Annotated in this window: 14 protein-coding genes; 12 read left to right on the top strand and 2 right to left on the bottom strand. The window is 54.3% G+C overall.

Annotated elements, in window-relative coordinates:
• Nucleotides 1-275: 275 nt before the first annotated feature.
• Both F1529_RS15640 and F1529_RS15635 read left to right on the top strand, forming a co-directional pair.
• Nucleotides 276-1,493, top strand: a complete 1,218-nt coding sequence (locus F1529_RS15640; RefSeq protein ID WP_230457813.1) for an OmpP1/FadL family transporter — start codon at nt 276-278, stop codon at nt 1,491-1,493.
• A gap of 13 nt (nt 1,494-1,506) precedes the next feature.
• On the top strand, nt 1,507-4,770 hold the full coding sequence (locus F1529_RS15635; protein WP_155136152.1) for an Ig-like domain-containing protein: 3,264 nt from the start codon (nt 1,507-1,509) through the stop codon (nt 4,768-4,770).
• Between the two features lie 207 nt (nt 4,771-4,977).
• On the opposite strand, the gene F1529_RS15630 is transcribed toward F1529_RS15635, so the two are convergent.
• Nucleotides 4,978-5,838, bottom strand: coding sequence for a transposase (locus F1529_RS15630; RefSeq protein WP_155136149.1), 861 nt, complete (start codon nt 5,836-5,838; stop codon nt 4,978-4,980).
• 314 nt (nt 5,839-6,152) lie between these two features.
• On the opposite strand from F1529_RS15630, the gene F1529_RS15625 reads away from it, so the two are divergent.
• The 4 genes from F1529_RS15625 to F1529_RS15610 all read left to right on the top strand — a co-directional run bounded on the left by F1529_RS15625 (nt 6,153) and on the right by F1529_RS15610 (nt 11,927).
• Entirely contained in the window at nt 6,153-7,736 is a 1,584-nt protein-coding gene (locus tag F1529_RS15625) for an amidase family protein (RefSeq protein ID WP_196220417.1), read from the top strand.
• A 482-nt stretch (nt 7,737-8,218) separates the two neighbouring features.
• A complete protein-coding gene (locus F1529_RS15620; RefSeq protein ID WP_155136143.1) occupies nt 8,219-8,566 on the top strand; it encodes a hypothetical protein in 348 nt (115 codons plus the stop codon).
• 922 nt (nt 8,567-9,488) lie between these two features.
• Nucleotides 9,489-10,409, top strand: coding sequence for a glucosaminidase domain-containing protein (locus tag F1529_RS15615; RefSeq protein ID WP_155136140.1), 921 nt, complete (start codon nt 9,489-9,491; stop codon nt 10,407-10,409).
• A 162-nt stretch (nt 10,410-10,571) separates the two neighbouring features.
• Nucleotides 10,572-11,927, top strand: a complete 1,356-nt coding sequence (locus F1529_RS15610; protein WP_155136137.1) for a wax ester/triacylglycerol synthase family O-acyltransferase — start codon at nt 10,572-10,574, stop codon at nt 11,925-11,927.
• 107 nt (nt 11,928-12,034) lie between these two features.
• Here F1529_RS15610 and F1529_RS15605 read toward each other — a convergent pair whose 3' ends face one another.
• Nucleotides 12,035-12,610 (bottom strand): hypothetical protein, encoded by a 576-nt coding sequence (locus tag F1529_RS15605; protein ID WP_155136134.1) that lies wholly within the window; start codon nt 12,608-12,610, stop codon nt 12,035-12,037.
• A gap of 201 nt (nt 12,611-12,811) precedes the next feature.
• Here F1529_RS15605 and F1529_RS15600 point away from each other — a divergent pair, with 201 nt between their 5' ends.
• From F1529_RS15600 to alaS, 6 genes are all read left to right on the top strand, one after another.
• The gene (locus tag F1529_RS15600; RefSeq protein ID WP_155136131.1) at nt 12,812-13,531 is read left to right on the top strand and encodes a YebC/PmpR family DNA-binding transcriptional regulator; all 720 of its coding nucleotides are present in this window, start codon (nt 12,812-12,814) and stop codon (nt 13,529-13,531) included.
• 51 nt (nt 13,532-13,582) lie between these two features.
• A complete protein-coding gene (locus F1529_RS15595; RefSeq protein ID WP_323773928.1) occupies nt 13,583-14,071 on the top strand; it encodes a CinA family protein in 489 nt (162 codons plus the stop codon).
• 192 nt (nt 14,072-14,263) lie between these two features.
• Entirely contained in the window at nt 14,264-15,298 is a 1,035-nt protein-coding gene (recA, locus tag F1529_RS15590) for a recombinase RecA (protein WP_155136128.1), read from the top strand.
• Nucleotides 15,291-15,752: a regulatory protein RecX gene (locus tag F1529_RS15585; RefSeq protein ID WP_155136125.1), complete on the top strand. Its 462-nt coding sequence runs from the start codon at nt 15,291-15,293 to the stop codon at nt 15,750-15,752. Before recA ends, F1529_RS15585 begins: the two co-directional genes overlap by 8 nt.
• A gap of 346 nt (nt 15,753-16,098) precedes the next feature.
• Nucleotides 16,099-16,866, top strand: a complete 768-nt coding sequence (locus F1529_RS15580; protein ID WP_155136122.1) for a sulfite exporter TauE/SafE family protein — start codon at nt 16,099-16,101, stop codon at nt 16,864-16,866.
• A gap of 227 nt (nt 16,867-17,093) precedes the next feature.
• Entirely contained in the window at nt 17,094-19,694 is a 2,601-nt protein-coding gene (gene alaS / locus F1529_RS15575; protein ID WP_155136119.1) for an alanine--tRNA ligase, read from the top strand.
• Nucleotides 19,695-19,816: the final 122 nt, after the last annotated feature.

Raw genomic sequence — 19,816 nt, 5'->3', positions numbered from 1 at the left:
GGATCTAATAAATGGATGTTCGGTTGATTGATTTTAGTTTGGGTATAGAGCGTATATTCCTTTCTTTTTAGATTAAAGAAGGGTGTGAATGTTTTTATTTTTCCATTTTTTGTTATTGGAATTATGAGGTTTTCATGATTACAAGAAACGCTTTTTTTGCAAGAATATATGTTTCCTCACTTTTTATGGTTTTTGCATCCGCGGCGTTCGGATCAATGGGGAATGCCGCCAGTACTTACGGTCTTTTACCCTTCGATGTGGGTACGGCCCAAGCTATGTCGCTGTTTAATACCCAGGCGTCTGCGCTCTATTACAACCCGGCTTACTTGACCCAGGACCCCCGCGGTGAACTGACGCTGGGGCTGCTGCATGCCGAACATGATTTGAGTGTGGTCGGTAACGGCAATCCCAGTGGTGGTGGTGCTGCGGTAATCCGTGACGGTGACAAAGCCAATGTGGCTGACGCCCAACAACAGATTATCGCCCTCAAGACCGATCTCTCGGACATGCTGAAAGGGGATTATCCGCTCTATTTTGGCATTATTGCCGGGGTCGAGAAGTTCGGTGAAGAAATGATGGCCTTTAATTCAGGGGTGGCCCTGGAAGGCCAGTTCATGCGCTACGGCCGCCAGCCCCTGTTCCTGAACCTGGGGGGCGGGCTTGAAGTCGCCAATGGTATTACCACCGGGGCGTCTGCCCACGTCTCCCTAAGTAGTGAAGCCACCTTAATTGCCAGTTCGGATCTGTCGGGTACTACCCAGTATGAAGAGCTTACAGTGACGGCCAAGCCCGTCATTCGCCCTGTTCTGTCCATGAATTTGGAGTGGGGCAAGATTTTCTGCAGCAAGGAAGACTGTGGTATCTGGACCGGACTGGAAACAGCGTTTGTGTTCCGTGGCCATACAGAGGCCCGCACGGCGGTGGAATCCAACCTGACTATTCCTGGCACGGTGGTGGACCCTGGCATTACCGTACTTATTGGCACCATCGACTCCTACCAGCCGGACATTCTTAGTGCCGGTATTCTGTACCACTTCAGCGATAACTTCCGCGCTGCCATCTCTGTTGAGCAGCAGAACTGGCAGGACCTGGAAGAGGTGCTGGGGAGCGATACAGTAAAAAATCAGGCCAACGCCACGTTCAAGGATGTGCTGGTGCCGCGCATTGGTGCCGAGTGGACAGTAAACGAACACATGATTCTGTTTGGTGGTGTGGCGTATCAGGAAAGCCCGCTCGAAAGCTTGCAGACGCCGGACGTGAACTACTTTGACAATGACCGGCTGATTGTAGGGGTGGGCAGCTCCCTGATCATCAAGAACCCGCCGATCCTGGCCTACCCCATGCGTCTTGATTTCGGCTATCAATACCAGCAGCTGCAAGAGCGTGATTTCGAACTGATAACAACTCGGCCCGGTGTCAGTAACCCCTATGAGAGCGTGAACACCGATGGTGATGTGCATGTATTCAGTGGTTCACTGACCGTCAAGTTCTAAGCAGAGGTGCATCATGAAAAAGAACAATATTGCACTCGCACTGACCGCTCTCGCCACTGCAACCTTGATGGGTTGTGGTGACGACAGCGCTGATGTGAGCTTCGACACCGCGACGTTTAACCCGCGCAACCTGCACTACAGCTACCCGCTGGATAATCAGCAACATGTGGCGCCGCGAACTATTGTGGCGCTGCAGTTCAGCCAGGAAGTGACCGCAGAGGCCAGTAATTTTGTCTTCTCCGGGCCGGAGGGGGGCGTGCCCTTCACGCTGGAATCCGTGGCCGATGGCCGCGGTGTGGTGCTGACTCCGGACGATGCGCTTAATCCCGCCACGGATTATGAAGTGGTTATGGATGGCGTCACGGTGTTGGGTGAAACAGTTAACTTCAGTGATGGCGCACTGAATTTCACCACCCGGGCGGCGCTGGAAGGCCCGATAAGCACCCAAAAAAGCGCTGCGGACTTCAAGGTGGATTCCCTGTTTCCGGACGATCAGCAGTTCGAAAGCATGGATTTCACCACCTTCCGGTTGCGTACCTCCCACCCGATTGATGAGTCCACTGCGATGTATGGCGATACCATTAGCCTGACCCGGGATGGTGAACTGGTGCCGGCCCAGCTGTTGGTCGGGCGCACGGCCATCAGTGTGGATCCCAAAGAGGACATGGCCCCGGGCGCTACCTATGAGCTTTCGGTAAACGGCCTCAAGAGTGTATTTGGCGACGATATTGAGGCGTACACCCACACCACGGTGCCTCAGGACACCACCTCGCCGACCACGGGTGAGCGGGCTGTACTGGTCACCAATGCCCCCCCGGCGGATCCCTCCCTGGGGTGCCAGGATGAAGGTGTTCGCGTTTCTGAGCTCACTGGCCAGCCGATTAACTGTGTTCCGCTAAACAGCACGCTGTTGCAAGACAAGACGTTCTCCAAGCAAAAGGGTGATGTGTATGCTGAGTTGGCATTTACCCCGAACTTCCCCGAAGTTACGCCGCTACGGGTGAAGAAGGGTGGGATCCTTAAAGGGGATTCCCTCGAGGTATTGATTGGTGGTGCGGTGCCAGTCGGTTTTGATTCAGGTGATGTGACTGTTCAGATTATTTCTGATGCCTCTGGTTATTTGTTCCCCAACCCGAATGCAGAGAGCGATGACGCACCGAAGAAACTGCGCCTGTTTATGGATGTTGCATTTGCAACCGAAGATCCCAGGGCCAACGGTGCATTTACGCAGAAATTGTTGCATTTGGAGCTGGTAGGCGCGGGCCTGATTGAAGATGGGCAGCTTATCGCTGATGCCATCACCATTGTCGAACCCCGTGTACTGGGGGTGGATAGCGCCTACGGTGTGCTCAGCTTCCGCATGGAGTCCTATCAAGATCAAGAAATCGCGCCGCAGAAGCCCATTGATACGGTGAATCCCTTTGTGCCGGCGATGGATGGCGGCAACGGGTTGGAACTGTCCTGGCAGCCAGGTAATGTGGCAAACCGTATGGAGCCCGGCGATCCGATCATTATCCACTTCAATGAAGTGTTGGAAGAGGCCACCATTAAGAGCCCCGCCGACGCTGACGCCGAAGGCGTTAGCCCCAGCCTGATGCTCACCAAGGGCGGTATGCAGGAGCCCTTTTCCTGGAAGCTGGATGGCAGCGCGCTGATTATTACCCCGGATACCCCGGTGGAATATGGTGTCGAGTATGTGATCACCACCACCCCGGAGATTACCGATCTGGAAGGCAATGCGCTGCAAATGCTGGACAGCCTGGAAGGCGACAACAGCCTGGATTTCACCCTGCCTGAATATGTGTCAGTCGATTTCAATGCGCCACAGCAACTAGATAATGGACCGGTAGATGTTCGCCGAAGTCCTTTTGTCACTACAACATATCCTGGTTTTCCCTGTGCAAGTACTTCTGCGACCCAGGCAGAAATCAACGCCGGTTTTCAAGGTGTATGTATATCCTCTAGCCCTAAAGACGAACAGGTTGAAATTGATAAACTTCCTATTACATTAATTCCCGCTAACCGTAACATTCGCGTGCGTTTCTCACAGAATATGAATGCCGAAACCATCGTTCTTGGGGACACCTTTTTGGTGGAAAAAGAAAAGGAGGGTGAATGGAAGGCCGTTTCTGGTCAGTTAGAGGTGGCTAGCCGTAGCCTTGCGTTTAGGCCAGAAAGTGCATGGGAAGAGGGTGCTTTATACCGTTATGTATTGCTTAGTAATGGTGGTGGGACTGGTTGCCTGGGTATCTGTTCCGTAGATGGCCTGCCTTTGCAGACAGCGCTCCTTATGGGAGATGGTTTAAAGAGTGGAGGGCCGCATATGGAGATTCTTTTCCGGGGATCCTCTCCTTCTAGTACTGTTTTCCAAGAGTTGGCGAATCTTCCCAGTGTGGATGTAAACAACAATTTACAGATTGATTCAAAAGAAATTGCAATAACTTCTGCTGAGATCAGTCCTTCTGATTTGCTAGATAATGCGACATTGGTTCTACCTCATGAGGGAGGTGGGGGTGGAATTATTACAAAAGCAAATACTGGGTGCGGATTTAAGGCGCTTGGGCAAGGCGGCGCAATACGATGCGATAGTAAAAAGGTGATGTATGTTTCGGGGGCGCTAAATTCAGAAATATTAAATTATGACTCAGAGAAGGAAGGTATTCCTGTTGTTATTTATCCCACCATGGTGGCATTAACAAATTTAGACTCAGTAGCAATAATCGGCTTGCCTTTAGATACTGATGAGTTGGGTGGAACGTTGAGTAACATTCCTGTTATTGGAGGAATACTTGGAGGTGTTGTGAAAACGTTGGGGGATGTCCTTGGCGTTTTGGGTCTTGATCTTAGTGATACAATTTTAGGCGAAAATATTAGCTTGTTGCCTGTGGAGTCATCAACAGGCCCTAACATCATGCGAGTTCGATATAACCAGGATGCAGACGGTCTGCGTACTGTTCCACCTATTGGTTATATTTTTGAAACCGAAGATGGCCCCATGTTTAGAATTACATTTGATTTGTTGTTTGATGCTCCGGGATTGGTTGTTTTAAATGGTGCCGGTGGGCATGATGTTAAAAGTAAGCCTATCGATGCAGTTACCCTTGAAGGGCCATTAGATTTTCTTCCGGATGGGCGGCTGTTTTTAAAAATGAAGAACAAAGAAGAAAAATATATAAGCTTGAATATCTCTTTGGCTGGGCTGGAAGGAGGGAAGATTAAACTGAAAATTCCGCCAGGAGGGATCAGTCTTAGTTATCAAAGTTCATCAATAAAATAAGTTTTTAGGCCTTGTTATAAAATTTAGAAGGCCTGTTAAGACAAATTCTGTAAAACTAGGATAAAGGGGTTTTCGCTATATAAATTATATCTTGGAAATCTGCTTTTTGATGCCCTTTTCAAGAGCAAGCATTTTTCGCATGGCAACCAATAAAAATCAGCGATGCATCGAACGGGGTATCCGTTTTAACGCAGGCCCACAAACTTGTCAGGTATTTCGCATTACCGCCACTTGGGCCTGCAGTTTGGTTTTCCTGCGGGCTACCAGGGTTTCATAAAATGCCTTGGCATTCGGATCAAAGCGCACGGCTGACATGGCGGGCATATACAGCGCTGAGCGTATGTGCGCGTTGCCTGCTTTACTGATTCGAGGCCTTATGAACGCTGCTTCTAGACTGGTACAGGCGTATATCCAGCCCGGCACGACTGCTGACCTGTGAGCGAATTTCAGGTGATCCGGCAAGACGCGGAGCTCAGCCAGAAACGCGGGGGCCGTTGCCTGCGCGATACCCTTGGCCGCGCAGAAATGCCGGTATAAACGCTTGAGCTCAGGTGATTGTCTCAGAAGCGTCATCGCAGCCTGTTTCAACCGCTCAATGCGTCGACCAAGCATCTCAATCGCTTCCTGCTCATCTTCAACGAGCAGCGTGGGCGTAGATTGCGCGGCCTTCATGGCGTGGAGGCGGTTCTTTGCCTGTGTCTGGCTACCGGTCAGGCGGTTGATCTGCCTTCCGAGGCTTCGAAGGGCTTGGCGGTGCTGATCTGGTGGTGTCCACAAACGGGGCTCCATGCGCATGCCGTACTCGGCCAGCAGTGCGGCATCTATGCTGTCGGTCTTGCTGTTCTGCAGCTTGATATTGGCGAAGTTCTTGGTGCTCTTGGGGGGGATTACTGCCACGGGCAGGCCGGCCTCAACCAGAACCACCGCCAGATCAAAGTAATACACGCCTGTTGCTTCCATGATAATGCACTTCGGTCGAAGCTTTTTCATCGTGGCAATCAGGGAATTGTGACCATCAGGGTACAGGGCTTGCCGAACTTGCCATTCTCCAAAGCTCTCAAAATCCACACAGCTAGAACCTGGAGGAGTTGGAAGGCCCCTTCAGCCACTTGATTCGGATACCTGAACTCGAATTGCAGATAGATTGCGAGCGGAATGAAGGTGACAGCAAGGCCACCTCAATCTGGTCAAGCTACTTGAATCGCTTGGCTTGGCTCATCGCAAATGAATGGAGAGGGCTAAGTTGCATGCACCAAAAGTAAGCACCAATTGGTAAAATGTTTACCTTTGGTGCCAATATTGACCTTTGCTCCCATAAAACTGGCTTTAAACTTGGCATGAAGGTTGCGATAGATTGCGAACTCTATTCATGGAGATTGCAAATGAAACTTCTACGAACTTTAACGTTTAGTTCAATTATCGTGGGTTCTATTACTGGGTGTGGATCTGATTCAGATAATGAGTTAGCGGACTTAAGCGGAAGCAAACAATTTACGCTTGAAGAAGCAACAATTGCAGACCTGCAAGATGCATTTAAATATAAAAAGGTAATCACTGACACAGGAAAGCCGGCTACTTGCGAAAATGTAGCTGAGGCTTATCTGAGCCGTATCGACATGTATGACAAGAAAGAATCAACTGAAGGGAAGTCTTTCCAGTCAATTATTGCTATTAACCCCTCGTGGCGTGATCAGGCAAAGGAATTAGACCGGCGCTATTCTAGTGGTGGTCCCGTTGGACGACTGCATTGTGTTCCCGTTTTATTGAAAGATCTTTACGATACCTATGACTTTCCTACTACATCTTCGTCATTGGCTCTTTTGGGATCTCAGCCACCTGATGATGCTTTTACAGTATCAAAATTAAGAGCGCAGGGTTCGTTGATATTGGGGAAAACAACAATGACGGAGTTTGCTTTTTTTACCCAAAGTTATAATAGCAGAACTGGACGTGTGGGGAATGCATATGATCCTGAGAAAGATGCAGGAGGATCAAGCGGTGGTAGTGCCGCTGCGGTCGCTCTGAATTTTGGGCTTGTAGGTACGGGGTCTGACACTTGTGCCTCAATAAGGCTTCCCCCGTCAAACCAGTCTCTTGTAGGAATTAGACCGAGTGTGGGGTTGTTGTCTCAAGATGGGTTGATTCCTCTGAGTCATTCGCAGGATGTACCTGGCCCTATTGCGAGAACGGTTAAAGATGCGGTTACGTTGTTGGACATAATGGCTGAGCCAGATAGTTCAGATCCCAAGACGTTAACTGCGCAGCGGCCATTTTCATATATGGAGAGTTTGAGAAAAGATGGACTTCAGGGAAAAAGAATCGGTGTGCTAAGGTCTTATGGAAGACAGGATTCTATAGGGGATAATGAAGATGTGAACGCAGTCTTTGATAATGTAATCAATAAGTTGAAAGAGGGGGGGGCAGAAATTGTTGATGATGTTAGGCTCCCGGATTTCGAATCGACTATGGTTATTCTTGAGGAGTTTCCAGATGACCTCGATTTGTATCTTTCAAAGTTTGACGCTCCAGTTAAAACTACCGCGGAGGTATCGCTAAGTGGAGATGTTCACCCGTTCATAAATACAATTATTTTGGCTTCGCTTGCAGCAAGATTAACTCCTGAGAACGTATACTTGGAAAAGATTTCCAAAAGAGAAGAAATGAGGATTTACGTTGAAGAAAAAATGGATGAGATGAATTTGGATGCTTTGGTTTATCCACCTGTTAGAACGCCGCCTCAGCCGACAGGAATACTTCAACCAAATAACTGTGAGTTTGGATCGACCACATCACAGCCATCGATTGTTGTGCCGGCAGGTTTTACATCTGATGAGAAGCCTTTGCCTATTGGTGTTGAATTTCTCGGAAGAAAATGGGATGAAAAAACAATTATTGAAATTGCATATGGATTTGAGCAGGCTACAAAATATAGAAAGCCCCCAGAAGTTGAAAAAATATTAAATTGAATTTTTCTGGGTAATATTAATTTCTAAGGAGAGCCGCCTTTTTTAGTAAAGAGGTGGCTCGTTTTTTAAGTAGGCATGTCCCATACTAAATTTTTCATCAGTCATGAAGTGTCCCTGCGCTAGCGGGATAAGAAAGCGGCGGTGAAGTTCAGATAAAACGCTACCTGTCAGCAGCTAACCCCAGGATGAAGGATCTGATCAGCCGCTTCATGCTTAAGCTCGGGGCTGTACTTTTTTAGCTTGCTCATTAACACTCTTTGGGATTGGCGTGCTTTTTAGAAGTGCCTGCAGAGATGATATAGAACTCACCTGGCTGATCTTGTGGTTTGCGGCTGCGCCGGGGGAGATTCTTTTATGAGTGGTAAATGTCTTCTGGTTGTTTGAAACTTTGGCTTTTTAGGCTGGGTGCCGCAGGTGGCATTGTGGTGTAGGCGTCTAAAATGGATGTGGGTGCTTCGTAATAATAATGAGTGGAGGGTGTAATGCTTTTCTTCAATGGGTATGGGGAAAAGGTTACCGCAGGGGGTAAGGTGCGAGGTGTTGCTCCCCGGGGTATTCTACTGAGTAGCGGTATCGTCGCTATTTTATGTTTTATTCTGGCCGGTTACGGCACGCTTCAGCTGCCCTGGTTTGGTATTGATTTTCAGGCCGCTTCTGATGGGCATGGGCTGGTCATTACCAATGTCGACGATTCGTCGCCCAATCAAAAGACCGTTGCACCGGGGTTGGTAGTGGTGGCGTTAAGGATAGCGAACCGTCTGCTAGAACCCTTGAACTTCCTTCCCAAGTCGATTCTAACGGCGTTCAACTCGCGATTGCTGATCAGATAAACAGTCGTGTTCTTGTCTGGAATCGTTTCCCGACCTCCAGCTTCGAGCCCGCTGACGTAGTCCTCGGCCAAGGGGAATTCAATCACGAAAGGAGGAACGACGATGACCAGAACGGTACTAGTGACGCTACCCCCACGGCACGTACGTTGAGTTTACCCAGCGACGTAAAGTTTATCAGCCAAGGGTTGTTAGTTTCCGACTCCCGTAATCATCGTGTGTTGATTTATCGATCGCAGTAAGTCCTCTTTCGAAGTGCCGCCATCGCCGCATGCGGCGATGGTCGGTCCCCTCTGCCTCCACGCTGAATTTTTTCCTCCTTAATTCTCCCTTACATTAACCTTCCGAGTTACCCACAGAGAGAAGGAAGCCTTTATAGTTAGACTAACCCTTAATGAAGCTGTGTCAGGGCTAAGAAACAGCAGCAGTATAGGATGCGAATAAATTGGAGAATCTGCTACAAGAGGCGTAGCCAATGACTGACCTTTTGGTCAGTTTTGGAGTCATGGAAAAGCGAGGAAGCTACCCACGACCCGCGCCCGCTATACCCTGCTAAACTTGGATTAACTTCTTACGATTACTTTATTTGCAGTTGTGTACGGCAGTGCTTTCATATATCTAGCACTGTCCATCTACATCCGCCACAATCCACAATTCTGGTATAGGTTTTTGTGTAGCAAGTTAAAAGAGTATGCTTGGGATCCTTTAGATGCAGCCTAAACACACCTGTGCATCATCGGCGTATGTTGGCTCAGGTCCGCGCTCACGCTTCCTCCGGAGAATACATCATGGTTAAAGTCGGCCATGATAAAGGGATTGGTGAAAGGAATCATGACAGATCTTCATGGTCGTGTGACGGATCAGGGAGCCTGGCGCGGTTTGCTATTAATAAACGGCAAGCAGAACGGGCAAAGAGGGAGAGGTGATGACAAGAACCATATTCGCTGCGTTGCTGATGTTGTGGAGTTGTTCCGCGCTGGCGTCGGATTACGCCGAGGCTACCGGAGGCGAGAGCAGGGTCAGTGTGGTGATCATTGATGATTATCGCGCGGTGCTCGAGTTGTTTGAGCAGCTTCACTATACCGATAAAAACTGGGTGGAAGGCGACCGCCATGTGCCCAGGGTTTACCTCTCCACGGTGCCGGAGCAGTGGGGCAAGGATGTCAGCCGTGAGATCAGTGTCAGCCTCAAGAAAAAACTGTTCTTCCGTGCTGTGGGGCCGTTGATACTGCGCAGTAATGAATTGATTCAGCAGGACCGGGAACGCCTGCTTGGTCTGCAGATGGAATCTGCGTTGTCCGCTGACGATAACCGCTGGCTCCAGCAGCTGGCCGACCAGTACCGGGTGGAAACAGGCGGCAAGGAGCGTGTCGCTGAGCTGTTACGCCGGGTCGATGTGATTCCGCCTTCGCTAATTCTGGCTCAGGCAGCGGAGGAGAGTGGCTGGGGAACCTCCCGTTTTGCGTTCGCTGGTAACGCCTTGTTTGGGCAATGGACGTGGGGAGGGAAGGGGATCACTCCGCAGAGCCAGCGTAGCGGGATGGGCAATTACAAAATCGCGGCCTTTGATGCGCCACTGCAGTCGGTACAAGCCCATGCGTTGAACCTCAATAGCCACCCGGCCTATACACATTTTCGCACTCTGCGGGCAAGCAGCCGAAAGGCTGGCAAACGCTATACCGGCCTTGAGGCGGCCACTACCCTCGACAAGTATTCCGAACGGGGGCAGGCGTATGTGAAATCCCTGCAGTCGATCATTAAGTACAACAAGCTTCAGGGCACGGATGCTGCGCGTTTCGCGGACATGCATGCCATGGTGCTGGTGCCGGCGGATCAAGCTAGGTAGTGCCCCCACTCCCGCCACCGATCCTCCCAATTGACCGTTGATAACCAAACGCAACCATTCTGGTAATGCTCTGCCACGAAAAAACCGGATGATAGGGCGTTTGCGGCTGCGTGTTTAAGCGCCTGGCTGTGAGGGAACGGATAACAATAAGGAGCAGGGAAAATGGCCCGTAAACTGTCCATTATGGATTCCGGCTGGCTGATGATGGAAACCCGTGAGACCCCGATGCATGTGGGTGGGCTGGCGTTGTTTGCCATTCCGGAGGATGCGCCCGCGGATTACATGGAAAGCATCTATCGCTACCTGGTGGAGGTGAATGGAATCTGCCGTCCCTTCAATCAGAAGATTCAGTCGCACTTGCCCATGCGCATGGACGCCGCCTGGGTGGAAGACAAGACTTTCGATATCGATTACCACGTGCGCCATTCCGCCTTGCCGCGCCCGGGACGGGTGCGCGAGCTGCTGGCGCTGGTGTCGCGGCTGCACGCCCAGCGTCTGGACCCCAGTCGCCCGCTGTGGGAGAGCTACTTGATTGAAGGGCTGGAAGGTAACCGCTTCGCCCTTTATACCAAGATGCACCATTCCATGGTGGACGGGGTGGCGGGTATGTACCTGATGCAGTCACGTCTGGCTAACAGTGCCGACGATCGCCTGCCGGTGCCCTGGTCCGGCGAATGGGATGCGGAGAAGAAACCGAGGAAGAGCAGTGGTGCCCCTGCAGCAAATACGGGTATGAAAGGCACAGTGAATAACCTGCGCCGGGGCAGTGGCCAGCTGGTGGACCTGTTGCGACAGCCCAAAGACGGCAATGTGAAGACTATCTATCGGGCACCGAAAACCCAGCTCAACCGGCGAGTGACCGGGGCCCGGCGCTTTGCGGCCCAGTCCTGGTCACTGCCTCGTATCAAGGCAGCGGCGAAACAGCATGGCGGCACCGTCAATGATATGTTTCTGGCCATGTGTGGTGGGGCCCTGCGGCGTTACCTGCTGAGCCAGGACGCGTTACCGGACCAGCCGCTGGTGGCTCAGGTGCCGGTGTCGTTGCGCAGTGCGGACCAGGCGGGCGACGGTGGTAATGCGATCACCACCGTGCAGGTCAGCCTGGGAACGCATATCGCCGAGCCGCTGAACCGGCTGGCAGCCATTCAGGATTCCATGAAAGGGGTGAAGTCCCGGCTTGGCGATATGCAGAAATCCGAGATCGATGTCTATACCGTACTCACGAATGTGCCGCTGTCGCTTGGCCAGGTGACGGGCTTGTCCGGGCGGGTAAGCCCCATGTTCAATCTGGTGATTTCCAACGTGCCAGGGCCCAAGGATCCGCTGTATCTCAACGGCGCTGAAATGTTGGCGTCTTACCCTGTGTCGTTGGTACTGCATGGCTATGCGCTGAACATCACCGTGGTGAGCTACAAGGACAGCCTGGAGTTCGGTGTTATCGGTTGCCGCGATACACTGCCGCATATCCAGCGCTTTCTGGATTACTTTGAAGAGTCGCTGGTTGAACTGGAAAGTTGATTCGGTAACCGTTTGCTGAGGGTCGGGATTGCGCCTGCAGCGCTTGCGGCTGAGTGGCCGCCTATGGGAGCAGGCGCCACTCAGCAGTGATGCAGGCCTTGAAGTTTTTAGTCCCGGAAGAACCAGCGCACGCCAACCTCGTATTCAGTCAAATCCAGATCATCGTAATCGCGCAGCGTGGCAGACAGCCCAACCTGCGGGGTGACTTTATAAATGCCTTCAATAAGCGAGGCGGTGTCGCGAAACAGCACATCGGATTCGCCGAGCTCAAGTCCAATCTGCCATTTTTCATTGAATTCGTGTCTGAGGCCGATGTGGTGGTACCAGCCGCGGTCGATAGAGCCGTTTTGTAGTTCAAGTTTGTTGTGGTCTGAGCCGGCAAAAATGGACGTTTTGGCGTTGAATGGATAGTGAACCCCCAAGCCAATGACTGACCAGGATTCTTGCTGTGCGTTTTCTTCTGGCAATCGGACATTACCCGCATGGTAACGACCGCGGGCGTGGAACCATTTAAAGGCTGAGACACTGGCCTTTACGGTGCCGGAGCTGCTGTCGCCAAAACCGGAGTAGTCTGTGTTCTGTCTGGAGTAGCCAATGTCGACGTAATCGAAGGTATTGGAAGCTTGTGCTAATGGGCTAAGGAGAAGAGGCGCTGCCAACGCAATGCGATAAAGGGTGTGCACGATAGGTCCTGGTCTATTTTATTTATGGCGGAGGGGGAGGATAGCGGAAATAGCGTCAGGAAGGGCAAGCCTTTGCCGTTACCTGGTCAGAAAGGGCGTCCTTGTTGCCTGAGCGCTGCTTTCTCGCTCCTTCCCTTGTTCTTCTTGCCCTCATCTTCCCCTAAAATACCCGGCAATCAATCTCTCTGGAGCAAGATCCGTATGGGCCGCGCCTATCAAAACCGTAAAGAGTCCATGGCGAAAACCTCGGACATGAAAGCCAAGGTGTACAGTCGTTATGGCCGGGAAATCTATGTCAGCGCGAAGTCTGGCGGCCTGGATCCCTCGGCGAATCTGGCGCTGCGCAGCCTGATTGACCGCGCGAAAAAAGACCAGGTGCCCGGCCATGTGATCGACAAGGCCATCGAGAAAGCCAAGGGCGGCGGCGGCGAGGATTATTCCCCGGCACGCTATGAAGGCTATGGCCCGGGCGGCAGCATGGCGTTGATTGAATGCCTGACGGACAACCCGAACCGTACCTTTGGTGATGTGCGTATGGCCTTCACCAAGACCAAATGCAAGATCGGCACCCAGGGCACGGTGAGCCACATGTTCGATCACGTGGCCATTTTTGTCTTTGCTCACGAAGACGAAGATGCGGTGCTGGAAGCGCTGATGGACGCCGATGTGGATGTCAGCGAAATCGAAGATGACAACGGCACACTGACCGTCTTCACGCCCAATACGGAATACTTCAAGGCCAAGCAGGCGCTGACGGAGGCTTTCGGCGAGCTGGAATTCGAGGTGGATGAAATCCAGTTTGTCCCGCAGAGTTACACTACCATCAGCGCCGAAGACATGGAGCTGTTCGACAAATTCATGGCCATGCTGAATGATCTGGACGATGTGCAGAACGTGTATCACAACGTGGATCTGGGCTGATTACATCGCCCCGGCTTATTGCCGGCAACATCTGCAACGGAGAATCCCCCTGTGTTGGATAACGATATCCTTGCCGCCGCTGTCGCACTGGCTTCTGCCCTGCAAAAACAGCGCTTGATTCTGGCGACGGCGGAATCCTGTACCGGCGGGGGCATTGCCCAGACGCTGACGGGCCTGTCCGGGGCGTCAACGTGGTTTGACCGGGGCTTTGTTACCTATTCCAACGAGGCCAAGGTGGAGATGCTGGGTGTGCAGGCCTCGACCCTGGCGTCGGCGGGGGCGGTCAGCGAAGAAACGGCACTGGAAATGGCGCGGGGAGCCATTACCCATTCCCGGGCCCATGTCTCCGTGGCGGTGACCGGTATCGCCGGGCCGGATGGCGGTACGCCGGACAAGCCAGTGGGCACGGTCTGGATTGCCTGGGGGCAGAAGCTGGGCTATGCCGAAGCCCGCTGTTTCCACTTCGACGGTGATCGCGATGCCGTCCGTCAGCAGACCATCCTGGAAGCCATCTTGGGCTTGAATGCCCGCCTCAAGTAGCCACAATCGGGCTATTCATTTCAGCCTCATCGAGGTGGGGCTGGCACGGCATAAATATGGGAGGTTGCAATGGACAGCCAATGCTGTTCATAATACTGTCCATATTGTCAGCACTGGCCGAAAGGCCAGATAAGACAGATCAGATACGGTTGGCGTCAATGAGTGACGCGCCGAAAACGGAGAGGGGTCACAATGAGCGATAAAGGTAAGGCGCTGTCCGCTGCGCTGTCACAGATTGAGCGCCAATTCGGCAAGGGTTCTGTCATGCGCATGGGCGACCGCAAGCGCGAGCGCATGCCCTCCATCTCAACCGGCTCGCTGGGGCTGGACATTGCCCTGGGCATTGGCGGCCTGCCAAAAGGCCGTATTGTCGAGATCTATGGTCCTGAATCCTCCGGTAAAACCACCCTGACATTGAGCGTGATTGCCCAGGCCCAGAAAAAAGGCGCCACCTGTGCCTTCGTGGATGCCGAGCATGCTCTGGACCCGGATTACGCGGAAAAACTGGGTGTTAACGTGGATGACCTGATCGTCTCCCAGCCGGATACCGGCGAGCAGGCGCTGGAAATCACCGACATGCTGGTACGTTCCGGTGCCGTGGACGTGGTCATCGTGGATTCCGTGGCCGCCCTGGTGCCGAAAGCGGAAATTGAAGGCGAGATGGGCGACACCCACGTGGGTCTGCAGGCCCGCCTGATGAGCCAGGCGCTGCGTAAAATTACCGGTAATGTGAAAAACGCCAATACCCTGGTGGTGTTCATTAACCAGATTCGCATGAAGATTGGTGTGATGTTCGGTAACCCGGAAACCACTACCGGCGGTAATGCACTGAAATTCTACTCCTCCGTGCGTCTGGACATTCGCCGTATCGGCGCGGTGAAGCAAGGGGACGAAGTCACCGGTAACGAAACCCGTGTGAAAGTGGTCAAGAACAAGGTATCCCCGCCGTTCCGCCAGGCCGAGTTCCAGATTCTCTACGGCCAGGGCATCAACCAACTAGGCGAAGTGCTGGATCTGGGCGTGCAGCAGGGTCTGGTAGACAAGTCTGGTGCCTGGTACGCCTACAAGGGTGACAAGATCGGCCAGGGCAAGCAGAACGCCTGTGAGTACCTGCGTGAAAACCCGGCTATTGCCGAAGAAATCGAAGCAGAAATCCGTGCGCGCCTGCTGCCGGATCCCACCGCTGAAGTACCGGTAGAAGAGGAAGCCGCGGCTGACGATGAGTGAACCGCTGACAGAGGCCGAGCTACGCCAGCGGGCGGTTGCCCTGCTGGCGCGGCGCGATCACGCTCGTCGCGAACTGGTCACCAAGCTGCAACAGCGGCTGGGTGACCAGCCTGCGCTGGCGGCCGTGCTGGCCTGGTGCGAAGAACACGGCTTTATTGATGACCGGCGCTTTGCCGGTTTTTTTGTGCGTGCCCGCATTGAGCGCGGGCAGGGTGCCTTGCGCATTCGCCAGGAACTTCAGCTCAAAGGCGTGCAAAACGACTGGATCGCCGAAGCGCTGGAGAATGCGGAGGTAGACTGGTTTGCCCTGGCCCGAGAAGTTCGCGCCCGACGCTTTCGGCAGTACCCCCAGGATCAGAAAGAAAAGGCCAAACAGCTGCGTTTTTTGCAAAGCAGGGGGTTTGATGCTGAACAGAGCTTCGCGGCGCTGGATATGCAAGACGATTTAGATTGATCGCTGCTTGTGCAGGCGTGTTAGCTAAAATGCGGAGTGAACCGAACCCGAACCGCTGCCATGGCGCTGGTGTCTGGCTGTAGGGGCGTCGCTGGCGGCGCGATACCCCAACCCCGGAAAGGCTGTTAACCACTTTCATCACATTAGGGCAGAGCTCACTGAGGACGAGCGGGGGTTTGCTCTGCGAACGTAGCTTTCTGTGGTGTAACTGTTCTTGAACCAGGCATGAACCGCGCCGCCAGCGACGCTCCTACGGGGCGCTTATACAAGTCAGTGCCCTCAACGCGTTTTGCTGACGGGTGGGTGAGGGTATCCTTGTGCTTTGTGCCCCCGGACTGGAAACGCCATGGAATATCTATCAGATCCCTGGTTAGCGGCCGCGCTGCTGGGCGCCGGTGTGCTGGCGGGTTTTATCAATACCCTGGCCGGGGGTGGCGGCCTGCTGATCCTGCCATTGCTGATGCTCACCGGCATGGGCGCGGCGTTGGCCAACGGCACCATGCGGGTGGCAGTGCTGATACAAAGCGTGGAGGCGGTGCGCCAGTTCAACAAGCGCGGCACCATGCCGTTCAAGCCGCTGCCGGCGATTCTGGTGCCCTGCCTGCTGGGCACTCTGGTGGGAACTCTGGCGGCGTCCTATCTGCCGGAGTCCATTCTCAAGCCGGTATTGCTGACTACCCTAGTGGTGGTAGCACTGATCATGGTGTTCAAACCGAATCAACTGTCGCCGGCAGCGGGCGAGCAGCCACTGCAGCCCAATGACTCTGTTGCCGGCTGGTTGGGGCTGTTCTTCTGTGGTGCCTACGGGGGCTTTGTGCAGGCGGGGGTGGGCTTTGTGTTGATCGCCGTGCTGGTGGGGCAGCTGCGCTATGACATCCTGCGTGGCAACGCCCTGAAACTGGCGATCACTGGCAGTTTTACCGTGCTTGCCCTGGGGATCTTTGTGGCCCGCGATCAGGTTGCCTGGTTGCCGGGGCTGATCGTTGCGCTGGGCAGCCTTTTGGGCGTGCGGTTGGGCGTGGGTTTCGCGCACAAGGTCTCCCCCCGTGTGCTCAAGCGCATCCTGCTGGTAATGGTGCTGGCGGTGTGCCTGGCGGCGGCGTTGAAAGGATAGCCGCAAGCCGCAAGCCGCAACGCGGACGCGGATTGTCTGTTGAACAAAGCCAACAGCCCGCGCTCAGGCTTTCGGACGCGGCCCATGGCGTTTGCAATCAATAAAATCTTCAACCGCGTTGCAGCTTGTGGCCTGGAGCTTGACGCTTGCTTCTTCCCCATCGCAACCGGGCCTTGAGGGCGCTATACTCGGCCCTCTCTGACAGCCAGCCAATGATTGTTTCTCCTATGAAGAGTGCTGAACTACGCCAGGCCTTTCTGGATTACTTCGCCAGCCAGGGACACACTAAGGTGCCGTCCTCCTCGCTGGTGCCCCACAATGACCCGACCCTGTTGTTTACCAACGCGGGCATGAACCAGTTCAAGGATGTGTTTCTGGGCCGTGAATCCCGGGATTACACCCGTGCAACCAGCTCCCAGCGTTGTGTCCGCGCTGGCGGCAAGCACAACGACCTGGAAAACGTGGGTTATACGGCACGTCACCACACCTTCTTCGAGATGCTGGGTAATTTCAGCTTCGGCGACTACTTCAAGCGCGAAGCCATCAAGTTTGCCTGGGAATTCCTGACGGGCACCCTGGGGCTGCCGGAAGATCGTCTGTGGGTCACCGTGCACGTGTCCGACGATGAAGCGGCGGATATCTGGCTCAAGGAAATGGGCGTCAGCGCTGAGCGTTTCTCCCGGCTGGACGAGGACAACTTCTGGCAGATGGGCGACACCGGCCCCTGTGGTCCAAGCTCGGAAATTTTCTATGACCACGGGGCACATGTGCCCGGTGGGCCACCGGGCTCCGAGGGCGAAGATCTGGACCGCTATATCGAGATCTGGAACCTGGTGTTTATGCAGTACGACCGCCAGCCGGATGGTGAGCTACAGCCGTTGCCCAAGCCCAGTGTGGATACCGGCATGGGCCTGGAGCGTATTGCGGCAGTCTTGCAGGGCGTGCATTCGAACTACGAAATTGACCTGTTCCAGGCGCTGCTGAAAGCGGCGGCCACGGCGACAGGCTGCAACGACCTGGAAGAAAAATCCCTGCGCGTGATTGCGGACCATATTCGTTCGGCGAGCTTCCTGATCTGCGATGGGGTGATTCCGTCCAACGAAGGCCGTGGCTATGTGCTGCGCCGCATCATCCGCCGTGCACTGCGCCATGGGCACAAGCTGGGGCAGGACCAACCCTTCTTCTCGACGCTGGTATCAGCATTGGTCGAGCAAATGGGCGAGGCCTACCCGGAATTGGGCCGAGAGCAGGCCCGTATCGAGAAGGCTCTGTTGGCGGAAGAAGAGCAGTTTGGCCGCACCCTGGCGGCGGGCATGAAAGTGCTGGAAAGCGCCATTGAGCAACTCGATGGCAAGGTGCTGCCCGGCGAGGTGCTGTTCAACCTGTACGACACCCACGGTTTCCCGCCGGACCTGACCGCGGATGTGGCCCGTGAGCGTGCGTTGACTGTGGACATGGACGGCTTCGAAACCGCCATGGCTGCCCAGCGCGAGCGTGCCCGCGGGGCGGGCAGTTTCGCCAACGATTACAGTGATCGTCTGAATATCGACGCGGTGACGGATTTCTCCGGCTACGAGAAGCTGGCCGACGAAGATGCGGTTGTTGGCCTGTACAAGGATGGCGAGGCGGTAGAAACGCTTAACGCCGGTGAAGAAGGCATGGTGGTGCTGGCGCGCACGCCGTTCTATGCCGAATCCGGGGGCCAGGTGGGAGACACCGGTGCCTTGATGGGAGGCGATGACAGTGAAACCCGCTTCCTGGTCACCGATACCCGCAAGCGCCAGGCGGCCCACGTGCATGTGGGCAAGCTGGAAAGCGGCACCCTGACGGTGGGCAGCAAGGTATCCGCCTATGTGGATGTGGATCGTCGCCGTGCGGTGATGCGCAACCATTCCGCCACACACCTGATGCATGCCGCCCTGCGCGACGTGTTGGGCGAGCATGTGCAGCAGAAAGGCTCGCTGGTGGCGGCCGACTATTTGCGCTTTGACTTCTCCCACGGCGAAGCCGTCAGCGAAGCCCAGCGTGAGCAGATTGAAATTCTGGTGAATCGCCAGATTCTGGCCAACACCGCAGTAACCACCGAATTGATGGATATTGACGCCGCCCGTGAGGCGGGTGCCATGGCGTTGTTCGGCGAGAAATACGATGATCTGGTGCGCGTACTGAGCATGGGCAGTGACGGTTTCTCCAAGGAGTTGTGCGGTGGCACCCACGTGAACCGTACCGGTGATATCGGGCTGTTCCGCATTACCCTGGAAGCCTCTGCGGCTGCCGGGGTGCGTCGCATCGAAGCGGTGACGGGTGAACACGCCCTGGCGGTGATGCGCCAGCAGGAGCGGGCCCTCAGCGAGATCGCGGCTACGGTGAAGAGTTCACCGGACAACGCCGCCGAGCGGGTGCGCAGCCAGGCGCAGAAAGTCCGTGAACTGGAAAAAGAGATCGAACGCCTCAAGCAGAAACTGGCTAGTGGCGCCGGCGGCGACCTGACCAGCGATGTGCAGGATATTAACGGCGTGAAGGTACTGGCGACGCAAATCGACGGTGCCGATAGCAAGACCTTGCGGGTCACCATGGACAAGCTGAAAGACAAGCTGGGTTCCGCGGTGATTCTGCTGGCCGCAGTGGAAGGCGATAAGGTGGCCCTGGTGGCCGGTGTCACCAAGGACCTGACCGCCAGATACAAGGCGGGTGACCTGCTCAAGTTTGTGGCCGAGCAAGTGGACGGCCGTGGCGGTGGTCGCCCGGATATGGCCCAGGGTGGCGGTAATAATCCTGCTGCGTTGCCCGGGGCACTGGAAAGTGTAAAGGGCTGGGTGGCCGGGTAGGGCTGTCAGGTTGGAAATACCCGTTATTTCCGGCCTGAAAAACCCACTTTGGGGGCGGAAAAGGTCGAAGATCATACCCGCCAAACCACCTGAACATGAAATCCCGGCGCGTTTCTGGTACA

Origin of the sequence: Alcanivorax sp. VBW004 (assembly GCF_009718865.1) — a bacterium.
Lineage (GTDB): Bacteria > Pseudomonadota > Gammaproteobacteria > Pseudomonadales > Alcanivoracaceae > Alcanivorax.
This window is presented reverse-complemented; position numbering and strand designations above follow the sequence as displayed.